The sequence below is a fragment of the Pseudaestuariivita atlantica genome (assembly GCF_001205715.1).
GTDB classification, from domain to species: domain Bacteria; phylum Pseudomonadota; class Alphaproteobacteria; order Rhodobacterales; family Rhodobacteraceae; genus Pseudaestuariivita; species Pseudaestuariivita atlantica.
The window spans coordinates 670,228-691,168 of record NZ_AQQZ01000001.1; the positions used below are offsets into that span (position 1 = coordinate 670,228).

General features: G+C 66.6%; 21 protein-coding genes. 15 read left to right on the forward strand and 6 right to left on the reverse strand.

Features of this window, described 5'->3' with window-relative positions:
• Nucleotides 1-35: 35 nt before the first annotated feature.
• Complete coding sequence (locus ATO11_RS03230; protein ID WP_082176108.1) at nt 36-1,040, reverse strand: GlxA family transcriptional regulator; 1,005 nt, start codon at nt 1,038-1,040, stop codon at nt 36-38.
• Nucleotides 1,041-1,187: 147 nt separating this feature from the next.
• On the opposite strand from ATO11_RS03230, the gene ATO11_RS03235 reads away from it, so the two are divergent.
• Nucleotides 1,188-2,552, forward strand: coding sequence for a class II 3-deoxy-7-phosphoheptulonate synthase (locus ATO11_RS03235; RefSeq protein WP_050529349.1), 1,365 nt, complete (start codon nt 1,188-1,190; stop codon nt 2,550-2,552).
• Between the two features lie 78 nt (nt 2,553-2,630).
• Here ATO11_RS03235 and ATO11_RS03240 read toward each other — a convergent pair whose 3' ends face one another.
• The gene (locus ATO11_RS03240; RefSeq protein ID WP_165586922.1) at nt 2,631-3,248 is read right to left on the reverse strand and encodes a PAS domain-containing protein; all 618 of its coding nucleotides are present in this window, start codon (nt 3,246-3,248) and stop codon (nt 2,631-2,633) included.
• Nucleotides 3,249-3,548: 300 nt separating this feature from the next.
• On the opposite strand from ATO11_RS03240, the gene ATO11_RS03245 reads away from it, so the two are divergent.
• The 14 genes from ATO11_RS03245 to tdh all read left to right on the forward strand — a co-directional run bounded on the left by ATO11_RS03245 (nt 3,549) and on the right by tdh (nt 17,060).
• Nucleotides 3,549-4,460: a YicC/YloC family endoribonuclease gene (locus ATO11_RS03245; protein ID WP_242601338.1), complete on the forward strand. Its 912-nt coding sequence runs from the start codon at nt 3,549-3,551 to the stop codon at nt 4,458-4,460.
• Nucleotides 4,461-4,464: 4 nt separating this feature from the next.
• A complete protein-coding gene (gene gmk / locus ATO11_RS03250; protein ID WP_050529350.1) occupies nt 4,465-5,106 on the forward strand; it encodes a guanylate kinase in 642 nt (213 codons plus the stop codon).
• A complete protein-coding gene (locus ATO11_RS03255) occupies nt 5,103-5,624 on the forward strand; it encodes a gamma carbonic anhydrase family protein (RefSeq protein ID WP_050529351.1) in 522 nt (173 codons plus the stop codon). Before gmk ends, ATO11_RS03255 begins: the two co-directional genes overlap by 4 nt.
• Complete coding sequence (locus tag ATO11_RS03260; RefSeq protein WP_278044277.1) at nt 5,621-6,811, forward strand: trans-sulfuration enzyme family protein; 1,191 nt, start codon at nt 5,621-5,623, stop codon at nt 6,809-6,811. Before ATO11_RS03255 ends, ATO11_RS03260 begins: the two co-directional genes overlap by 4 nt.
• A 3-nt stretch (nt 6,812-6,814) precedes the next feature.
• Nucleotides 6,815-7,897, forward strand: a complete 1,083-nt coding sequence (locus ATO11_RS03265; RefSeq protein WP_050529352.1) for a sensor histidine kinase — start codon at nt 6,815-6,817, stop codon at nt 7,895-7,897.
• A 93-nt stretch (nt 7,898-7,990) separates the two neighbouring features.
• Nucleotides 7,991-9,022: a substrate-binding domain-containing protein gene (locus ATO11_RS03270; RefSeq protein ID WP_050529353.1), complete on the forward strand. Its 1,032-nt coding sequence runs from the start codon at nt 7,991-7,993 to the stop codon at nt 9,020-9,022.
• Between the two features lie 86 nt (nt 9,023-9,108).
• Complete coding sequence (gene pstC / locus ATO11_RS03275; RefSeq protein ID WP_050529354.1) at nt 9,109-10,590, forward strand: phosphate ABC transporter permease subunit PstC; 1,482 nt, start codon at nt 9,109-9,111, stop codon at nt 10,588-10,590.
• Nucleotides 10,590-11,927 carry a phosphate ABC transporter permease PstA gene (pstA, locus tag ATO11_RS03280; RefSeq protein ID WP_050529355.1) on the forward strand — a complete coding sequence of 446 codons (1,338 nt, stop codon included), beginning with the start codon at nt 10,590-10,592 and terminating at the stop codon, nt 11,925-11,927. The genes pstC and pstA overlap by 1 nt, the downstream gene beginning before the upstream one ends.
• Before the next feature lie 13 nt (nt 11,928-11,940).
• Nucleotides 11,941-12,738, forward strand: coding sequence for a phosphate ABC transporter ATP-binding protein PstB (gene pstB, locus ATO11_RS03285; RefSeq protein WP_050529356.1), 798 nt, complete (start codon nt 11,941-11,943; stop codon nt 12,736-12,738).
• Between the two features lie 11 nt (nt 12,739-12,749).
• Nucleotides 12,750-13,478, forward strand: coding sequence for a phosphate signaling complex protein PhoU (gene phoU, locus ATO11_RS03290; protein ID WP_050529357.1), 729 nt, complete (start codon nt 12,750-12,752; stop codon nt 13,476-13,478).
• Nucleotides 13,479-13,482: 4 nt separating this feature from the next.
• Complete coding sequence (gene phoB, locus ATO11_RS03295; protein WP_050529358.1) at nt 13,483-14,169, forward strand: phosphate regulon transcriptional regulator PhoB; 687 nt, start codon at nt 13,483-13,485, stop codon at nt 14,167-14,169.
• Nucleotides 14,170-14,212: 43 nt separating this feature from the next.
• On the forward strand, nt 14,213-14,782 hold the full coding sequence (locus ATO11_RS03300; RefSeq protein WP_050529359.1) for a helix-turn-helix domain-containing protein: 570 nt from the start codon (nt 14,213-14,215) through the stop codon (nt 14,780-14,782).
• Between the two features lie 74 nt (nt 14,783-14,856).
• On the forward strand, nt 14,857-16,038 hold the full coding sequence (locus ATO11_RS03305; protein WP_050529360.1) for a glycine C-acetyltransferase: 1,182 nt from the start codon (nt 14,857-14,859) through the stop codon (nt 16,036-16,038).
• Nucleotides 16,035-17,060, forward strand: a complete 1,026-nt coding sequence (tdh, locus tag ATO11_RS03310; protein WP_050529361.1) for an L-threonine 3-dehydrogenase — start codon at nt 16,035-16,037, stop codon at nt 17,058-17,060. The genes ATO11_RS03305 and tdh overlap by 4 nt, the downstream gene beginning before the upstream one ends.
• A gap of 5 nt (nt 17,061-17,065) precedes the next feature.
• Here tdh and ATO11_RS03315 read toward each other — a convergent pair whose 3' ends face one another.
• Genes ATO11_RS03315 through ATO11_RS03330 form a run of 4 tightly spaced genes read right to left on the reverse strand, consistent with a single transcriptional unit; the run spans nt 17,066 to nt 20,650 of the window.
• Entirely contained in the window at nt 17,066-17,953 is an 888-nt protein-coding gene (locus ATO11_RS03315) for an NAD(P)-dependent oxidoreductase (protein ID WP_050529362.1), read from the reverse strand.
• Nucleotides 17,953-18,852, reverse strand: coding sequence for a phytanoyl-CoA dioxygenase family protein (locus ATO11_RS03320; RefSeq protein WP_050529363.1), 900 nt, complete (start codon nt 18,850-18,852; stop codon nt 17,953-17,955). Before ATO11_RS03320 ends, ATO11_RS03315 begins: the two co-directional genes overlap by 1 nt.
• A complete protein-coding gene (locus ATO11_RS03325) occupies nt 18,852-19,688 on the reverse strand; it encodes a shikimate dehydrogenase family protein (RefSeq protein ID WP_050529364.1) in 837 nt (278 codons plus the stop codon). The genes ATO11_RS03320 and ATO11_RS03325 overlap by 1 nt, the downstream gene beginning before the upstream one ends.
• Complete coding sequence (locus tag ATO11_RS03330) at nt 19,664-20,650, reverse strand: Gfo/Idh/MocA family protein (protein WP_050529365.1); 987 nt, start codon at nt 20,648-20,650, stop codon at nt 19,664-19,666. The genes ATO11_RS03325 and ATO11_RS03330 overlap by 25 nt, the downstream gene beginning before the upstream one ends.
• Between the last annotated feature and the right edge of the window lie 291 nt (nt 20,651-20,941).

The window sequence follows — 20,941 nt, forward strand, 5'->3', positions numbered from 1 at the left end:
AAAATCTTCGCCCGGCGCGGAATTCGGATGTCAGGTCAGACAGATAGACGCGCGCTTTGCGTGCCGCGCTCGCGGTAGGGCGTGGTGTCGTAATGCGCCCGGTAGCATTTCGAGAAATGCGAGGGCGAGGTGAACCCGCAAGCGAGCGCCACGTTAATCACGCTCATATCCGTCTGCAACAGCAGGTTCCGCGCCTTCTGCAGCCGCAATTCCATGTAGTACCGCTTGGGTGAGCGGTTGAGGTAGCGCCGGAACAGCCGTTCCAGTTGCCGCGTCGACATGCCCACGTCCTGCGCAAGGATCGAGGGGCTGATCGGCTCTTCTATGTTCTGTTCCATCAGCTGGATGACCTGGCTCAGCTTGGGATGGCGCACGCCGATCCGGGTGGGGATCGACAGGCGCTGCGTGTCCTGGTCCGTGCGGATCGAGGAATAGATCAGCTGATCCGCGACGGCGTTCGCCAGTTCCTCGTCATGCCGGTCGGCGATCAGTTTCAGCATCAGGTCGATGGACGAGGTGCCCCCGGCGGTCGAATACCGGTTGCCGTCCATCACGAAGACCGATTTGGACAGGTTCACCTCGGGGAATTCCTCGCCAAAGCTGTCCTGGTTCTCCCAGTGGATCGTGGCCTTGCGGTCGTCCAGCAGCCCGGCCTTGGCCAGCGTGTGCGACGCGGTACAGAGCCCGCCGATGGTCACGCCGCGCCGCGCCTCGCGCCGCAGCCAGTTGACGACCGGCTTGGTCGTGTTGTGCTGGATGTTGATGCCGCCGCAGACCAGCAGCACGTCATCCCGCGACAACTCGTCGAGGCCCATATGCACCGTCAGGCCCGTCCCGTTCGAACAATAGGCCGTCTGCCCATCCTCGCTGGCCAGCCGCCATTCGAAGCTGTCATAGCCCAGATGCTGGTTGGCCAGTCGCAGGGGTTCGATGGCCGATGCGAAGGACAGAAGCGTGAAGTCGCGCAGAAGCAGGAAGACAAAGCGTTGCGCGCGGTCTTCCGGGGGCACGTTGCGTTCTGCTGTGCGGCTTGGCTTCATGGCTCGTTCACCCCTGCCTTTGGGTGTCTCTTGGCAGATCATGTGGCCCGATCGCAAATGGTGCGTCAATGGCAAATCGGCGGTGGTGCACCCGTTAGCGCTCGCGTATAGATGCGCCTCGGACATACCACAAACGGAGTAGATCAGATGAGCACGTGGCATAAAACCGACTGGCGCGCCAAGCCCAGGGTTCAGATGCCCGAATATACGGATTCGGGCGCTTTGGAGGCTGTCGAAGGTCAGCTGGCGCAGTATCCGCCGCTTGTCTTTGCCGGGGAGGCCCGGCGTCTCAAGTCCGAACTGGCCGCCGCCAGCCGGGGTGAGGCCTTCGTGCTGCAGGGCGGCGATTGCGCCGAAAGCTTCGCGCAATTCTCGGCCGACGGCATCCGCGACACGTTCAAGGTGATGCTGCAGATGGCGATCGTGCTGACCTATGGCGCCAAGGTGCCGGTGGTGAAGATCGGTCGCATGGCGGGCCAGTTCGCCAAGCCGCGCAGCGCGCCGACCGAGGTCAAGGATGGCGTGGAGCTGCCCAGCTACCGTGGCGACATCATCAACGAACTCGACTTCAACGAGGGCGCGCGCATCCCCGATCCGCGCAAGATGCTGCAGGCCTACACGCAGGCCGCCGCGACGCTGAACCTGCTCAGGGCCTTTTCGACGGGCGGTTATGCAGACGTGCACCAGGTCCATTCCTGGACGCTGGGGTTCACCGAGTCGGATCGTGCCGCGCAGTACCGCGACATGGCGAACCGGATCAGCGACACGCTCGATTTCATGACCGCCGCGGGCGTGACGCCCGCGACCGCGCACAGCCTGCAATCGGTCGATTTCTACACCAGCCACGAAGCGCTGCTGCTGGAATACGAAGAGGCGCTGACGCGGCTCGATTCGACCTCGGGCAAGTGGCTGGCGGGTTCGGGTCACATGATCTGGATCGGTGACCGCACGCGGCAGCCAGACGGCGCGCATGTCGAATTCGCGCGCGGCGTGCTGAACCCGATCGGGCTGAAATGCGGTCCGACCACCACGGCAGAGGACCTCAAGGTGCTGATGTCGCGTCTGAACCCCGACAACGAGGCGGGCCGCCTGACCCTGATCGCGCGGTTCGGCGCGGGCAAGGTGGGCGAACACCTGCCGCGCCTGATCCAGGCCGTGAAGGAAGAGGGCGCCAACGTGGTCTGGTCGTGTGACGCGATGCACGGCAACACGATCAAGTCGGCCTCGGGCTACAAGACCCGGCCCTTCGACAGCGTGCTGCGCGAGGTGCGGGAGTTCTTCGCCATCCACCGCGCCGAGGGCACCGTGCCCGGCGGCGTGCATTTCGAGATGACGGGGCAGGACGTGACCGAGTGCACCGGCGGCGTGCGCGACGTGACGGACGAGGACCTGTCGGATCGGTACCACACCGCCTGCGATCCGCGGCTGAACGCCTCGCAATCGCTGGAGCTGGCATTCCTCGTGGCCGAGGAGCTGGTGAACTACCGCGAGGCGATGCGCGCCGCGGGCTGAACCACCAGGTGACACACACGCGAAGGGCGGCTCTTGGAGGCCGCCCTTTTCGCGTCGAGGTCCCGTGATCCGGACCGGTTATTCGCCGTCCACAACCCGCAGGTGCGGAACCCGGCTGGGTCGCAATCGCGGATCGTCTTTCTGCGCGTCGAACGTGGCCTGGCTTTCGGCAAAGCCGTCCGCCTGCTGGCGGTCCGGGGCCCCTTCGGGCAAGGCGGGCGCCGTCCCCGAAAGCGGTTGCGCGGTGATGTTTTCGATCGCGAACCGGCGCGGGGCGCGGCCGATCTGGCCGGGGACGCCGATCACGCCGAGGATGCGGGAGATATCGCCGAGGTCGCTGCGCAGCGGCAGCAGCAGCAGGTTGCCCTGAAGCTCGGGCTGACCCATCGCGCCCGGCGCGCGCAGGGCAAGCGAGACCTGCGCAGGCCAGTCGCAGCACTGGTCGACGGCATGCGATATCTGCGTCCGGGTTTCCGGCAGGAACAGCGCGTTGAGCGATATGCCCCGCGCCTCCATCCCCAGAAGATCGCTGAAATGGAACCCCGCGATCCGCATCCGGGCCACGCCGGGTGCGATCCGTTCGGCGATGAAGGTCACGTCCAGCGCGGCTTCGAGCCCGCGCGGGTCGATATCCGCCCGGTCAGGCACCTGCCGCCCGTCGCGCAGCGCCGCCCAATAGGCTTCGACCTGTCGCATCGCAGGTGAGTTTGCCGATCGCTCGAACCGTGTCATCGCGCCGTGAATCCCAAGTTTCAGTGGGTCCCGTTTCAAAGTGCATTCCATCGGGAGTGTCCCTGTAAATACAATGGACGCACATGGACCCGGTCCGCTCCCGACCTGCGTCACCATGCGTTTACATTGGTTACCCAAGTATTAATGTATAACGGTTTTTGACCAAATTCTCCGGAATTCGAAACATTTGGTTAACCGCGGACGTCGTGGAATGCTTGCCACGGGCTTGCCGTTCCGGCCCTGTTGGCATTAGGTCGCGCCAGCATGATGAAGGGAGACGTGCGCGTGACGACATCCATGACGGGGTTTGCCTCGGGCACCGGTGCGGCGCTGGGATACCGCTGGGCGTGGGATTTGCGCAGCGTGAACGCGCGCGGGCTCGACCTGCGGCTGCGCGTGCCGGACTGGGTGTCGGGGCTGGAACAGGGGTTGCGGGCGCGCCTGCCGAAAGCGGCCAATCGCGGCGCGATCAACCTGTCGCTGCGCCTGACGCGCGAGGAAAGCGGCAGCGCCGTGGCGCTGGACAGCGCGGCGCTCGACGCGGTTCTCGATGCCCTGACCGAGGTGGAGACGCGCGCGATGGACCGCGGCCTGACGCTGGCCCCGTCCTCGGCCCAGGGGCTGCTGGCGCTGCGTGGCGTGCTGGAGGCCAGCGCGTCGGACGATCCCGAAACCGCGCCCTTGCTGGCGGCGCTGCTCGATGATTTCGAAGGCGTGGTCACCGCCTTCGTCGAGATGCGCAAGGCCGAGGGCGCGGCGCTGCACGGCGTTCTGGCCGAGGCCCTGACCCGTATCGCGGAACTGGCCGCCGATGCGCGCCGCATCGCGGCCGAACGGCGCGGGGACATGGACGACGCCTTCCGCGCCAGCCTCGCCCGTGTCACCGACGCAGTCGACGTCGATCCCGACCGCATCGCGCAGGAACTGGCCGTGCTGGCCGTCAAGTCGGACATCACCGAGGAGCTTGACCGGCTGGACGCGCATGTTGTCGCCGCGCGGGAGCTTCTGGCGCAGGAGGGGCCGGTGGGCCGCAAGCTCGACTTCCTGATGCAGGAGTTCAACCGGGAGGCCAACACGCTCTGCTCGAAATCCCAGCACAGCGGTTTGACCTCGGTCGGGCTGGAGTTGAAAGTGGTGATCGACCAGCTGCGCGAGCAGGTCCAGAACGTGGAGTAGGGCGGTGAGCAACCGACGCGGGCTTTTGATCATCCTGTCCTCGCCCTCGGGCGCGGGCAAATCCACGCTGGCACGGCGCTTGCGTGACTGGGATCCGACGATCCGGTTCTCGGTTTCGGCCACCACGCGCGCTGCGCGGCCCGGAGAGGTCGACGGTCGGGATTACCATTTCGTCGACGAACCCGCCTTCCGGAAACTGGTGACCGATGGCGGGATGCTGGAACACGCCCACGTTTTCGGCAATTTCTACGGCTCGCCGCTGTCGCCGGTGAAAGAGGCGACCGAAGCGGGCTGTGACGTGCTGTTCGATATCGACTGGCAGGGCGCGCAGCAGATCCGCAACTCGGCCCTGCGCGACAGCGTCCTGTCGATCTTCCTTCTGCCGCCGTCGATCACCGAACTGCGCGCGCGGCTGGAGAAGCGCGGGCAGGACGGGCCGGACGTGATCGACAAGCGCATGGCCAAAAGCTGGGACGAGATCAGCCATTGGGACGCTTATGATTACGTCCTGATCAACGACGACCTCGACGCGACCGAAGAGCGGTTGAAAACCATCGTCGAGGCCGAACGCCTGCGCCGCGACCGCCAGCCGGGACTGGTGGACCACGTGCGCGGGTTGCAACACGAATACGAGGATCGCGCATGACGCTTTATGCCCTGGACGGCACCGCGCCCGAAATCTCCGACACCGCGTGGATCGCGCCCGACTGTCACCTGATCGGCAAGGTGCGGCTGGGGGCGGAGTGCTCTGTCTGGTTCGGATCGACCCTGCGCGGCGACAACGAGTGGATCGAACTGGGCGACGGCACCAACGTGCAGGAAAACTGCGTGATGCACACCGATCCGGGCTTTCCGCTGACCATCGGCAAGGGCTGCACGATCGGGCACAAGGCGATGCTGCACGGCTGCACGCTGGGAGAAAACGTGCTGATCGGCATGGGCGCGACGGTCCTGAATGGCGCGGTGATCGGGGAGAATTCGCTGATCGGCGCGGGCGCGCTGGTGACCGAGGGCAAGAAGATCCCGCCGGGATCGCTTGTCATGGGCGCGCCGGGCCGCGTGGTGCGGCAACTGGACGAAGCGGCCATCCAGGGCCTGCGCGGCACCGCACTGCATTACCAGCAGAACGCGCGGCGTTACGCGCGCGGGCTGGTGGCGCTGTGAGCCGCCGGTCGAACCAGCGCCCGAGCCTCGTGCGCCCCGATCCGCTGCCGGCGAGCCTGTCGACCCCGGTCGTCACGCCGCTGATGCCCTCGGTCGTCTATGCCTCGGCGACGCCGGACGAGCTGGACCTGCAATACGAGGGCTATGAAAACGGCTACACCTATTCGCGCGAAGGCCACCCCAATGCCGACGTGCTGGCGGCCCGGATCGACCGCATGGAAGGCGGGCAGGGCGGGGTGATGACGGCCTCGGGCATGGCGGCGGTGTCGGCGGTGCTGATGGGCTGCCTGGCCGCGGGCGATCACGTGATCGGCGGTGACCAGCTCTATGGCCGCTCCCTGCGCCTGATGGCCGAGGACCTGCCGCGGCTGGGGATCGAGACGACGCTGGCCGATTCCACCGATGTGGACGCGATTGCCGACGCGATGCGCCCCAACACCAAGCTGGTGCTGATCGAGGTCGTGTCGAACCCGACGCTGCGGATCGCGGACCTGGCCGAGATTTCGGCGCTGTGCCGCGACATGGGCGTGCTTCTGGCGGTGGACAACACGTTCACGACGCCCGCGCTTCTGAAACCGTTCGATCACGGCGCGGATATCGTAATCCATTCGGTGACCAAGCTGCTGTCGGGCCATTCCGACGTGATGGCGGGCTATGTCTGCGCCCGCGACCCGGACCTGAACGCGCGGCTGGAAACCTTCGTCGTGACCTCGGGCATGACGCCCAGCCCGTTCGATTGCTGGCTGGGGGAGCGGGGACTTCTCTCCTTCGAAGTGCGGCTCGACCGCGCGCAATCGACCGCCGCGCGGCTGGCCGATCACCTCGGGTCGCATCCCAAGGTGTCACGCGTCCTCTATCCCGGCCGTGATGACCACCCGGAGGCAGCACGCGCCAAGGCGCTGATGGGCGGGCAGGGCGGCAACATGGTGTCTTTCGTTGTGCCCGGCGGGCGCGAGGTTGCCAATGCCGTCGCGCGCGGGGCCGAAGGCATCGCCTTTGCCCCCACGCTGGGCGACGTGGGCACGACACTGTCGCATCCCGCCTCCTCCTCGCACCGGGCGCTGACGGCAGAGGCGCGCGAGGCGCTGGGGATGCCCGAGGGCTTTTTCCGGGTGTCGGTGGGCCTCGAAGACCCCGACGCGCTGATTGCCGTGTTCGACCGGGCGCTGGACGGCGTGCCCGGCTAGGCGATGGACGCAGCACCCGCGCAGACGATCCTTGACGGGCTGCCGCTGGCGGCGGTGCTGATCGGCCCGTCCGAGCGCATCGAGCAGTCGAATGCCGAGGCGCGCGCCCTGCTGGGCGAGGCGATCGGCGGGCGGCATTTCATCACCGCGATTCGGCAACCCGCCGTGCTTGATGCCGTCGAGCAGACGATCCGCGACGGGGGAAAGCGCACCACCCGCTACCTGACCCGCACCGACGGGCAGGACATCAGTTACGACGTGACCGCCTCGCAGGTGTCGCTGACCGGGCAGAACGCGGTGCTGGTGACGTTCAACGACGTCACGCATCTTGAACGCGCGGGCCAGATGCGCCGTGACTTCGTCGCCAATGTCAGCCACGAATTGCGCACGCCCCTGACCGCGCTGATCGGGTTCATCGAAACCCTGCGTGGCCCGGCGCGCGACGATGCCGAGGCGCGCGAGCGGTTCCTTGCGACCATGGCCGACGAGGCGCACCGCATGAACCGGCTGGTGGCCGACCTGCTGTCGCTCAGCCGGGTGGAGACCGACGAACGCGTGCGCCCCACGGACCGCGTGAAACCGGCCGACATCGTGACCACCATCCTGCACCGGCTGGAGCCGCTGGCCGAGGCTGCCGGCGCAACCCTGTCCGCCGACCTGCCCGCGCAGGACGTGGCGCTGCCGGGGGACGAGGATCAGCTGGGGCAGGTGATCGGCAACCTTGTCGAGAACGCGATCAAGTATGGCGGGCGGGGCGTGTCGGTGACCGTCACGGTGAGCGCGCCCGCCTACGAGCCGCAACTGCGAGGAACCGGCGTGCGGCTGAGTGTTGCGGATACGGGGCCGGGAATCGATCCGGTCCACATTCCCCGCCTGACCGAGCGATTCTACCGCGTCGACGACCACCGCTCCCGCGAGGTCGGCGGAACCGGGCTGGGGCTGGCCATCGTGAAACATATCGTCAACCGGCACCGTGGACGGCTGCGGATTGATAGCGCGTTGGAAAAAGGCACTATTTTCACGATCATCCTGCCCGTCGAGGCGCCGGGAGCGGGCCATTCCGTGACGTCGCGCGGAGCGTCATAAAACCGTTACCAAACTGACACAAAAGCTTGACCCGGAGTCCCTAGGAACCGGCGCAGGGCCGTCGTGGGGACGGCCTGATCAAGGGAGTAACCCATGTCTTTCGTCAAACTGAGCGCGTCCGCACTGGCCATCGCCGTCCTGTCGGCCAATGCCGCCACCGCGCGCGAGCAGATACAGATTGCCGGATCTTCGACCGTGCTGCCCTACGCGTCGATCGTGGCCGAAGCCTTCGGCGACAACACCGACTTTCCCACGCCGGTGGTTGAATCGGGCGGCTCCTCGGCGGGGCTTAAACGCTTCTGCCAGGGCGTCGGGACCGAACATACCGACATCGCCAACTCCTCTCGTAAGATTCGCGAGAAGGAGATTGCCGCCTGCGCCGCGAACGGCGTGACCGACATCATCGAGGTGCGCATCGGCTATGACGGGATCGTCTTTGCCAGCCAGATCGACGGCCCGGCCTACACCGCCTTTACCCAGTCCGATATCTTCAACGCGCTGGCACCGAAGGTGATGGTCGACGGTGCGCTGGTCGACAATCCCTACACCAAGTGGTCGGAGTTCAACGCCGACCTGCCGGATGCCGAGATCCTCGCCTTCATTCCGGGCACCAAGCACGGCACGCGCGAAGTGTTCGAGGAAAAGGTGCTTGCCACCGGGTGCGAGGCAACGGGCGCGTTCGAGGCAATGATGGCCGCAGGCATGTCGGAAGACGAGGCCGAAGATGCCTGCCTCGAAGTCCGCACCGATGGCCGTTCGGTCGACATCGACGGCGATTACACCGAAACGCTCGCCTCGATCGACGCCAACGCGAACGGCGTCGGCGTGTTCGGGCTGGCCTTTTACGAGAACAACACCGACAAGCTGAAGGTTGCCACGATGGCGGGTGTCGAACCGACGACCGAAACCATCGCGTCGGGGGACTACCCGGTGTCGCGCCCGCTCTTCTTCTACATCAAGAAGGCGCATATCGGCGTGATCCCCGGCCTGAAACTGTTTGCACAGTTCTTCGTCGCCGACGAACTGGCAGGGCCGGACGGGCCGCTGGCGCAATACGGGCTGGTGTCGGATCCCGAGCTTGCCGCGACACAGGAAGCGGTTGCCAATGAAGAGACCATGAACTAGGCGGCCCGAGGGTCGTTGCCAAAGGGGCGGCATATTCAGCCGCCCCTCACGCCTTTTAGGTAATTGCGGGAAGACGTGGGGGACACATGCCGTTGCTGTGGCTGATCGTGGCCGTTCTGGTGGTGTCGGGTGCGGGATATGTCCTTGGCCGGTCGCGCGCCGTTGCGCAGGCGGGCGGCGACACGCGCGCGCTGCACTCGCTTCCGTTCTATTACGGCGCCAACGTATTCCTGAAGATCGTCGTGCCCGCCTTCGGCCTCCTGATCCTGTGGCTGCTGATCCAGCCGCTGGTCGTGGATCGCGTCGTGTCCGGCACCATTCCCGCCGACGAGGTCCGCGAGGGATCGAGCATCGGCCTTGTCATGGCCGAGGTCACCCGCACCGCGAAGGGCATGACCAACGCGGTCGCCGAGGGCGCGCTGAGCGCCGACGCGCTGCGCGACGGGTCCATGGACCCCGAAGAGGTCACGCAGGCGCTGAAGGATGCGGGGCAGGTGGTGACCTCCACCCTGACCGCGCCGATCATCGAGGCCGCGCAACTGCGCAACCGCATGTCGGCCACCGGGTCGGTCATCATGTCGGTCGTCGTGATGCTGGCGGCGCTGGCGGGTCTTGTCTGGGGCGTGCGGGAATCGGCGCCGGCCTTCCGCGCCCGCAACGTGGTGGAACAGGGCATCCGGGTGATGCTGATCGGCGCGGCCTCCATCGCGGTCCTGACCACGATCGGCATCGTCCTGTCGCTGGTCTTCAACACGGTCGAATTCTTCCGCCTCTACCCCGCGTCGCAGTTCTTCTTCGGGCTGGAATGGGCACCGTCCTTTTCGGGCCGGGGCGGGGCGTCCGACCTTGGCGTGCTGCCGCTTCTGTGGGGGACGCTCTACATCTCGCTCGTGGCGCTGGCGGTGGCGGTGCCCATCGGGCTGTTCGCGGCCGTGTACCTTTCGGAATACGCCTCTCCGCGGATGCGCGCGGTGGCCAAGCCACTTCTGGAGGTGCTGGCCGGGATCCCCACCATCGTCTACGGCCTTTTCGCGCTGCTGACGGTCGGTCCGCTGCTGGTCAGCGTTTTCGGCGACGGGGGCATGCTGGGCGTCAGCTGGCAGGGCGGCGGGCGCGCGGTGATGACGGCGGGGATCGTGATGGGCATCATGCTGATCCCCTTCGTGTCGTCGCTGTCGGACGACATCATCAACGCCGTGCCGCAGGCGATGCGCGACGGGTCCTACGGGCTTGGCGCGACGCGGTCCGAAACAATCAAGCAGGTCGTCCTGCCCGCGGCCCTGCCGGGCATCGTGGGCGCCATCCTGCTGGCCGCCAGCCGCGCCATCGGGGAGACGATGATCGTGGTGCTGGGGGCAGGAGCCGCCGCGCGCCTGTCGCTCAACCCGTTCGAGGCGATGACCACCGTCACCGCCAAGATCGTCAGCCAGCTGACCGGCGACAGCGACTTTGCCTCGCCCGAGGCGCTGGTCGCCTTCGCGCTTGGCATGACGCTGTTTGTCCTGACGCTGGGGCTGAACGTCCTTGCCCTCTACATCGTGCGCAAATACCGGGAGCAGTACGACTGATGACCGACGCCACCAGCATCCCCGCCGCGCCCGAAGACGGCCGCCGCAAAAGCTCGCTCAGGACACTCGACGCGCGCACCCGGCGCCGCAATGCCGCCGAGAAACGGTTCCGCTTCTACGGGCTTGCCGCGATCCTCGTCGGGCTTTTCTTCCTCGTGGTGCTGGGCGTGACGATCGTCCGGTCGGGCCTTCCGGCCTTCACGCAAACGGTCGTGTCGATCGACTTCACGCTGAGCGAGGAGGATTACGCCAAGGCCGAGGGCCAGTTGTTCAAGACCAAGGCGTATGAGCAGATATTCAACGCCGCGCTGGTGACCAGTCTGGAAGAACGCGGGGTGGAAGCCGAGTTCGACGCCAAGGCCATCAACCGCATCATGGGCAAGCCCGGCGCCACCATCCGCGAGCATTTCCGCGCCAACGAAGGCGACCTTGGCACGCCCGTGCAGTTCGAATTGTCCGCCGCATCGCGCGTCGACGGCTATTTCAAGGGCCGCGTGACGCGCGACGGGTTCGTGGACAGCCGGTTTTTGCAGGCCTCGGACCTCGACCTTGTCGATGCGCTGGCCGAGGCCGGGATCATCCGGCAGGCGTTCAACTGGAATTTCATCACCGGCGCGGATTCGGGCGTCGACAATCCCGGCGGGGCGGGCATCGGCGCGTCGGTGGTGGGCTCGTTCTTCATGATGCTGGTGGTGCTGTTCCTGTCGCTGCCCATCGGGGTGGCGGCGTCGATCTACCTTGAGGAATTCGCGCCGCAGAACCGGTTCACCGACCTGATCGAGGTCAACATCTCGAACCTCGCCGCGGTGCCGTCCATCGTGTTCGGCATCCTGGGCCTTGCCGTCTTCATCCAGTTCATGCACCTGCCGCAATCCGCCCCGCTAGTGGGCGGGCTGGTGCTGACGCTGATGACCCTGCCGACGATCATCATCTCGACCCGTGCCTCGCTGAAGGCGGTGCCGCCCTCGATCCGCGATGCGGCGCTGGGGCTAGGCGCGTCCAAGATGCAATCGGTCCTGCACCATGTCCTGCCGCTGGCCATGCCCGGCATCCTGACCGGCACGATCATCGGTCTTGCGCAGGCGCTGGGAGAGACCGCGCCGCTTCTGCTGATCGGGATGGTGGGGTTCGTGGCGCGGGGCTACCCCGACGGGTTCATCGCCGGTTTCACCGAGCCGAACTCGGCCATGCCGGCGCAGATCTACACCTGGGCGGCGCGGGCCGACGTGGGGTTCTACGAAAAGGCATGGGGCGGGATCATCGTCCTGCTGCTATTCCTTCTGACAATGAATATCATCGCGATCATCCTGCGCCGCCGCTTCGAGCGCCGCTGGTGAGGAGAGCGTGACCATGAACGACATGCGCGTGATCGAAAGGGACGTTGACGTGACAGAAACCAAAATCTCGGCGCGGGGCGTGCAGGTCTATTACGCCGACAACCACGCCATCAAGGACGTCAACGTCGATATCGAGGACAAGACCGTCACCGCCTTCATCGGCCCGTCGGGCTGTGGCAAGTCGACCTTCCTGCGCTGCCTCAACCGGATGAACGACACGATCGACATCTGCCGGGTCGAGGGTGAAATACGCCTTGACGGTGAAGACATCTATGACCCGGCGGTCGATCCGGTGCAGCTGCGCGCCAAGGTCGGCATGGTCTTCCAGAAACCGAACCCGTTTCCCAAGTCGATCTACGACAACATCGCCTACGGTCCCCGCATCCACGGGCTGGCCCGCAACCGGGCGGAACTGGACGAGATCGTCGAACGCTCCCTCCGCCGCGGCGCGATCTGGGACGAGGTGAAGGACCGCCTTGATGCGCCCGGCACCAGCCTGTCGGGTGGCCAGCAGCAGCGCCTGTGCATCGCCCGCGCCGTGGCCACCGAACCCGAGGTCCTGCTGATGGACGAGCCGTGTTCGGCGCTCGACCCGATTGCCACCAGCCAGGTCGAGGAACTGATCGACGAATTGCGCGCCAATTACTCGGTCGTGATCGTCACCCACTCGATGCAGCAGGCCGCGCGGGTCAGCCAGAAGACCGCCTTCTTTCACCTCGGCAACCTCGTGGAATACGGCGAGACCGGCAAGATCTTCACCAAGCCCGAAGACAGCCGCACCGAAAGCTACATTACCGGCCGCATCGGCTAAGGAGAGACGTCATGCAGGATGACCGCAGGCATATCGCATCGGCCTTCGACCGCGACCTCGAAGCGATACAGGCGCTGATCATGAAGATGGGCGGGCTTGTCGAGGCCTCGATCACCGAGGCGGCCAAGGCGCTGGCGACCCGTGACGAGGAACTGGCCGAAGAGGTGCGCCTCAACGACAAGGCCATCGACGAGCTGGAAGAGCGCGTGAACGAGGAAGCCGCGCGCGTCATCGCCCTGCGCGCGCCCACCGCGGTGGACCTGCGCGTGATCCTCAGCGTGATGAAGATGTCCTCGGCGCTCGAACGCATCGGCGATCTCAGCAAGAACATGGCCAAGCGCACCGGCGTGCTGGTGCAGATGCCGCAGATCAACGGCTCGACCACCGCGCTGAAGCGCATGGCGCGCGAGGTGGAGGCGATGCTGAAGGACGCGCTGGACGCCTATATCCAGCGCGATGCCGAACTGGCGCAGGACGTGATCGACCGCGATGGCGATGTCGACCAGATGTACAACGCGCTGTTCCGCGAATTCCTGACCTTCATGATGGAAGACCCGCGCAACATCACCGCCTGCATGCACCTGCATTTCATCGCCAAGAACATCGAACGGATGGGCGATCACGTCACCGCCATCGCCGAACAGGTGATCTTCCTGCGGTCGGGCGAGGTGCCGGGCGACCGGGTCAAGCACGACCTCATCACCCCGGATGCGGGGCCGGAAGGATCCGGCGGAGACTGAGCCCATGTCCACGCAACCGACCGTTCTGGTGGTCGAAGACGAGGCGGCGCAGCGGGACGTGTTGTCTTATAACCTCGAAGCCGAGGGGTTCCGCGTGCTGCGGGCCGAAACCGGCGACGAGGCGCTCTTGATGGTGGCCGAGAACGCCCCCGACATCATCGTGCTCGACTGGATGCTGCCCGGCGTGTCGGGGATCGAGGTCTGCCGGCAGGTCAAGGCACGGCCCGCCACGCGCAACACCCCGATCATCATGCTGTCGGCCCGTTCGGAAGAGGTGGACCGGGTGAGGGGGCTGGAAACCGGCGCCGACGATTACGTGGTCAAACCCTATTCGGTGGTCGAACTGATGGCCCGCGTCCGTGCCCAGTTGCGCCGGACACGGCCCGCCTCGGTCGGGGAGCGGCTGGAATACGACGGCATCGTGCTCGACAGCGAGACGCACAAGGTGACCCGCGACGGGACGCCGCTGAAACTCGGCCCGACCGAGTTCCGCCTGCTGACCACCTTCATGGAAAAGCCGGGCCGCGTCTGGACGCGCGAACAGCTGCTGGACCGGGTCTGGGGGCGCGACATCTACGTCGATACCCGCACCGTCGACGTGCATATCGGGCGGCTGCGCAAGGCGCTGTGCCAGCATGGCGGCGACGACCCGTTGCGCACGGTGCGCGGGGCCGGTTACGCGCTGGGATGAGGTTTCGATTGCGCGCGCGCCGCGTTCTGCCTAACGTCCCGCCATGCCGCCTTCGTCTGAGATAACGGATAGACTGGCCTCCCGCCTGAAGGAGGAACGCGCCGCGCGCGGGCTGTCGCTCGAAGCGCTGGCCTCGCTTTCGGGCGTCTCCCGGTCGATGCTGAGCCAGATCGAGCGGGGCGAAAGCTCGCCCACCGTGGCAAGCCTCTGGCATCTCACGCAGGCGCTCGACCTCGACTTTTCCGAATTGCTGGACGCCACCCCGTCCGAGAAGAGCCCGATCATTGACCTGCACCGCGCCGGGCAGGTCCCGGTCATCTCGCGCCCCGATGCGGGCGTCACGATCCGCATCCTGTCGCCGCCGGAAGATGTCGGTATCGCAGAAGTTTACGAGGTGATTTTCAAGTCGGGTGGCGCGCTCGTGTCCGAGCCTCATTCGCCCGGTTGTTCCGAGGCGTTGACGGTGCTGGGCGGCGGGCCGGTTGCGGTGACCTCGTCGTCGGACACCGAAACGCTCAACGCCGGTGACACGATGCGGTACCGCGCCGACGTGCCCCACGCGATCACCGCGCCCGAGGGTGCACGCACGATCCTTGTCGTCCGAAATTCGTGATAGCGGATGATATCCGGTATATTGACATGAGCGCCGCCCGCTGACACTTTCCGTTAAAACGGAGGTGGGCCCCCATGTCTTTTCTCGATCATATTGCTGCAGAACTTGAACGGACGCGGGCGGCGGGCCTGTATAAGGTGGAACGGCCGATCACCTCGCCGCAAGGCGGGCAGATCGCGACCGGGGACGGCCCCAAGCTGAACCTTTGTGCCAACAACTACCTCGGCCTCGCCGATCATCCCGCGCTGGTCGAGGCGGCGCGGGACAGCCTCGAGGCCGATGGGTACGGCATGGCATCCGTCCGGTTCATCTGCGGCACCCGTGACAGTCACCAACGGCTGGAAGCGCGGCTGGCGGGGTTCCTCGGGATGGAGGACGCGATCCTCTTCGCGGCCTGTTTCGACGCCAATGGCGGTCTTTTCGAACCGATTCTGGGGCCCGAGGACGCGGTGGTGTCGGACGCGCTGAACCACGCGTCGATCATCGACGGTATCAGGCTGTGCAAGGCGCGGCGGTATCGCTATGCCAACAACGACATGACCGACCTGCGCGGGCAGCTGCAACAGGCGCGCGACGACGGCGCGCGGCATATCATGATCGCGACCGACGGCGTCTTTTCCATGGACGGCACCTATGCCGACCTGCCCGCGATCCGGGCCCTGGCCGATGACTTCGACGCGATCGTGATGGTGGATGACTGCCACGCCACGGGGTTCGTCGGGCCAAGGGGCGCAGGCACGCCCGCGCATTTCGGCACCCGCGCCGACATCCTGACCGGCACGCTGGGCAAGGCGCTGGGTGGGGCGATGGGCGGCTATGTCGCCGGGCCGCAACCGGTGATCGACCTGCTGCGCCAACGGGCGCGGCCGTACCTCTTTTCCAATGCGCTGCCGCCTTCCATCGTCGCGGCAAGCCTTGCCGCGCTGGACCTGGTCGAGGATGGCGATGACCTGCGGGCGTGCCTGTGGGACAACACCGCGTTCTGGCGCGATGGGCTGACCGACCTTGGCTTCACCCTGTTACCCGGCGCGCATCCGATCGTTCCCGTCATGCTGGGAGAGGCGGACCTGGCGCAGGACTTTGCCGCGCGCGCCTTTGATCTGGGCGTCTACGTGTCGGGCTTTTTCTTCCCGGTCGTGCCGCGCGGGCAGGCGCGCATCCGCACGCAGATGAACGCGGCGCTGACGCAGGCCGATCTTGAACAGGGGCTCGACGTCTTCGCGCGCGTGGGTCGTGAACTGGGGGTGATCCGATGAAGGCGCTGGTGAAATCGCGGGCGGAACCGGGCCTGTGGGCCGAGGACGTGCCCACGCCGCAGATCGGCCCCGACGACGTCCTGATCCGCATCCACCGCACCGGCATCTGCGGCACCGACGTGCATATCTGGAACTGGGACGAGTGGGCGGCGCGGACCGTGCCGGTGCCGCTGACCATCGGGCACGAATTTTCCGGCGAGATCGTTGAACTGGGCCACGATGTCGAGGGTCTGCGCATCGGGCAGCGCGTCTCGGGGGAGGGGCACTTGATCGGCAAGACCTCCCGCCAGTCCCGCGCGGGGCGCTTCCACCTCGACCCCGAAACGCGCGGCATCGGGGTGAACGAACCGGGCGCCTTCGCCGAATACCTCAAGCTGCCCGCCTTCAACGTCGTGCCCCTGCCGGACGAGGTGGATGACGAGATGGGCGCGATCCTCGACCCCCTGGGCAACGCGGTTCATACCGCGCTGAGCTTTGACCTGCTGGGAGAGGACGTGCTGGTCACCGGCGCGGGCCCCATCGGGATCATGGCGGCGGCGGTGGCGCGGCATGCCGGGGCGCGGCACGTGGTCATCACCGACATCAATCCCGACAGGCTGGCGCTGGCGGGCCGCGTCGCGGACGTGACGCCGGTGAACGTGGCAGAACAGGACCTGCGCAGCGTCATCGCCGCCAAGGGCATGCGCGAAGGGTTCGACGTGGGGCTCGAGATGTCGGGCACCCAGGCGGCGTTCGACCAGATGGTCGAGGCGATGGTGATGGGCGGGCGCATCGCGCTGCTGGGCATCCCGCCGGGCAAAAGCGCCGTCGACTGGTCGCGCATCGTCTTCAAGGCGCTGACGATCAAGGGCGTCTATGGCCGCGAGATCTTCGAGACGTGGTACAAGATGATCGCGATGCTGCAGAACGGGCTCGACGTGCGGGCGGTCATCACGCACCGCCTGCCGGCCTCGGAGTTCGAGGCCGGGTTCGCGGCGATGCGGGACGGGTCCTGCGGCAAGGTGGTGCTGGACTGGACCTGACCGGTTCAGCCCTTGGCGCGGGTGCCGAAGAAATCGACCATGCGGGGCACCATGTCTTCGCCCCGGCCCTGGTCGATGGCGGCTTTCAGCGCGCTCAAAGGTGCCTCGGACATCATCGAGGCAAAGCCCGCATCCTCACACATTTGTGCATAGTAACCAACGTCTTTCGCGGCGTTCTTGATGCTAAAGGCGAGCTTCTGGTCGTCCCCGTCAAGCCCGTAGGCCGCGATGAAATCCATCATGCCGTTATGCAGCGGCCCGGCGGCGATCACGTCGTACACCATCTTGCGATCCACGCCCGCGACATCGGCCATGGCGAACGCCTCGGCCATGCCGTTGGCGATGCATTGCGCGAAGAAGTTGTTGATCAGCTTGATCGTGTGCCCCGACCCCAACGCGCCGAGGTGAAAGACGTTCTCGCCAAGGTCGTCCAGCACCGGCTTGACCCGGTCATAGGTCGCCTTGTCGCCGGAACACATCAGGTTGATCTTGCCCTCGATCGCGTGGGACGGCGTGCGCCCGATCGGGCTGTCGAGCATCTGCGCCCCGGTCGCGGCCACCTCTTCCCCCAGCGCGCGGGTGGAGCCGGGCAGGGAGGTGCCGAAATCGATCACCACCTTGCCGCGGCCAAGGCCCGCGATCACGCCGTCCGGCCCGCGCATCCGCGCCTCGACATTGGCGGTGGTGTCGACGCACAGCATGGTGATGTCCGATGCCTCGGCCACCTCGCGCGCGGTCTTCACCTCGGTCGCGCCGCGTTCCACCGCCGCGTCGATGGCGGCGCGGGAGCGGTTGGCGACCACCGTCATGGGATAGCCCAGCGATTGCAGGCGCGTGACCATGGCCGAGCCCATGAGGCCCAGCCCGATAAAGCCGATGGAGGGTTTCGACATCAGGAATCTCCTTGTTTAACAACGTCAAAGGCCCGGTTCTTCAGACCTTTCTGAATTTCGTAGATCGAGATCGGCACGTCCGGCTGCGGTTGCGGGATGCGGATCGGGATGTCCTTGAGGCGCGGTTGCAGCGTCGGCGTGCCGCACAACATCCGCGTGTCGTAATCGGCGATCCCCTCCCACCGGGTCATCGAACCCATGATCGGGAAGGCATCCGCCGCCATCATCTCGTAGAACAGGATGCGGCGCGGCCGGTCCGATGTATTGAGCGCCGATCCGTGCAGCGCGCGCCCGTGGTGGATCGACAATGATCCAGCCGGACCAGTCAGTTGCCGGGCGTTCTTCACGTTCAGGCCGTGATCGGCGGGGTTCATCGCACCGGCGAACACGCCGTTCACGTGGTGGTCATAGACCGGCCCCCTGTGCGATCCGGGAAAGACCTGCAGGGGGCCATTCTCGGGCGCCATGTCGTCGATACAGACGCCGATGGCGAGGATGTCGTCGTTGGTGTGGGGGTAGAAGGCATAATCCTGGTGCCATTCCACCGCCGCGCCATAGCCCGCCGATTTCATGTTCAGCTTGGTCGTGTGCAGGCGCAGGTCCGGCCCGATCAGGTCGCGCGCGGGCCCGAGGATCAGGTCGTCGTACATCAACTCGCGCACCACGTCGGATATCGTGTGCGGCAGCTTGATCCGGCGCAGGCGCGGGGCGTCGGGCGTGTGGCTGTCTTCCAGGTCCAGCCGGTCGTTCGACGCGGTCATGCCGCGGGCTTCATCCTCGAACCGGGCGATCTCGTCGCGCAGGCGGGCCAGCCATGTTTCGGGGATGTGGGCGGGCAGGACGAGACAGCCGTCGGTGTTGTAGGTGTCGATCTGAGCTTGGGTCAGGACTTCGGGCATCAGCGCGGCTCCAGACGGGCGAGTTGCGGCAGGATTGCGGATGGGTCGAGCGCCACGCCAGTGTAGGCGCGGAAGGTGCGGATGGCCATGTGCCGGAACAGGTCGAACCCGGTGATGGTTTGCAGCCCTGCGGCGCGGGCGGCGGACAGGAAGGGCGTCCAGACCGGGGTATAGACCGCGTCGAACGCCCATTTCGGCGGGTCGTTCGTCGGGGTCAGCCAGTCGAAAGCGTCGCCGGGGTAGTCGGCCATGCCAAGCGGTGTGCAGTTGACGAGGCCATGGTCCCGGTTGCGCGCTTGCGTCAGGTCGCCCTTTTTCAGAACCGTTGCACCGGCCCGGCGGGCGAGGGCCTCTGCGCGGTTCGGGTCGATATCGAAAACGCCGATCCGGGCGCCGGCCTTTTGTCGTTCGACCAATGCAGGCACGACGGCCTCGGCCACGCCGCCCGCGCCCATCACCGTCACGTCGCGGATCTCGCCGATGCCCGCCTCGTCCAGCGCGGCAAGGAAACCCGTGTAGTCGGTGTTGTGGCCGGTGAGCGTGCCGCCGAAGACAAGCGTGTTCGACGCGCCCAGATGCGCGACCTCGGGCGCCATGCCGTCGCCCGCCAGCGCGCGGGCGTGGGTCTTCCACGGATGGGTGACGGTCATGCCGGTCCAGCCGTCCATCCGGGCCTGCGCGATGGTGGCGTCGAAATCGAAGGACGGGTCCTCCGCCGTGTCGATCAGCTGCCAGTCGAGCGTCCAGCCGGAGGCCGCGCACATGATCTCCAGCGCCGCCGGAAGGCGCGTGCGCGAGATATGCGCGCCGATCAGGCCGCCTCGGAGGGTCGGCATGTCAGCGCCTCCTCGATCTTCAGCGCGATGTCGAGCGTGGCGGCCCCGTCCTCGGCGCTGATGCGGGGCGGGGCGCCGACGATCACGTCGAGGAAATGGTCGAGTTGCGCGTCAAGCGGCACGGTGGCCGGCGCATCGAGCCGTTCCGGCGTCGCGGGATGCGCCCATTCGGTGCCGGACCAGAGCGTGAGCGACGGGAAGGACACGCCGCCTTCCGTGCCGGTGATCCACATCATGTCCTGCCCGGTGGTGCCGATATTGGGGTTCTCGCCCGTGCCCGCCTCGAACCCCCAGGGGCTGGGCGCGGTGTCGGCGAAACTGATCGCGCCGGTCGCGCCGCTGGCGAATTGCAGGGCGACGGCGCCGCTTTCGATGCGGTCCGAGCCACGCAGGCGGCGGCCGGGCAGGGCGACGATGCCGGTGATCTCTCCCATCACGAAGCGCAGGACGTCGATGTCGTGCACGAGGTTGATCATCACCGGCGATCCGCCCGCGCTGCGCCAGTTGCCCTGGTAATAGGGGTCGGGCTTGCGCATGGCCCAGATCAGCGTTGCGGTGACAGGCGTGCCGATCCGGCCCGTCACGGCATCGCGCAGGGTGTCGAGCGAGGCATGGTAGCGGCGGTGATGGCCGATCAGGATGGGCACCCGGCGCGCGGCGGCGATGACGCGCGCCGCGTCCTTCCGCGTGCCGGCCACGGGTTTTTCGATCAGCGCGGGCCAGCCGCGGTCGGCCGCGGCCTCGGCATGGGGGGCGTGGAGGCCGGTGGGGGTGGCGATGATGACGCCGTCGACGGGCATGTCGACATCCGCGATGTCATTGAACCGAGGCGCGCCACCAGGCGCGACGAGGGCCGGGTTCGGGTCCACCAGCCCCGCAAGCGTGGCGCGTGGGTGGGCGGCTATGGCCTGAGCGTGGCGCATCCCGATCAGCCCGCCGCCCATGACGAGGATGCGGGTCATGGCAGGTTCCCCGACACCGACAAGCCGTGCAGCGACGGGCCCTGGCGCGGCGATCCGACGGGATTTCTGTGGGTCTTTATGGTTGCAAGGTCCGGACGGCGGTCAGGCGACGCGCCAAGACCGGACATATCGACATGCCGGGGGGCGGCCCGTCGATGCGCGGCGGGCTGAAGCCCTTGATTCCGCGCGGGGACCCCGCTCAACGGGTGCAGACGGGTCGCGGTGCGTCGAGCCGACGGGTTTGCTGCGCGCTTTATGTGCGCCAAGACCGCGCGGGATGGCCGCGCAGTG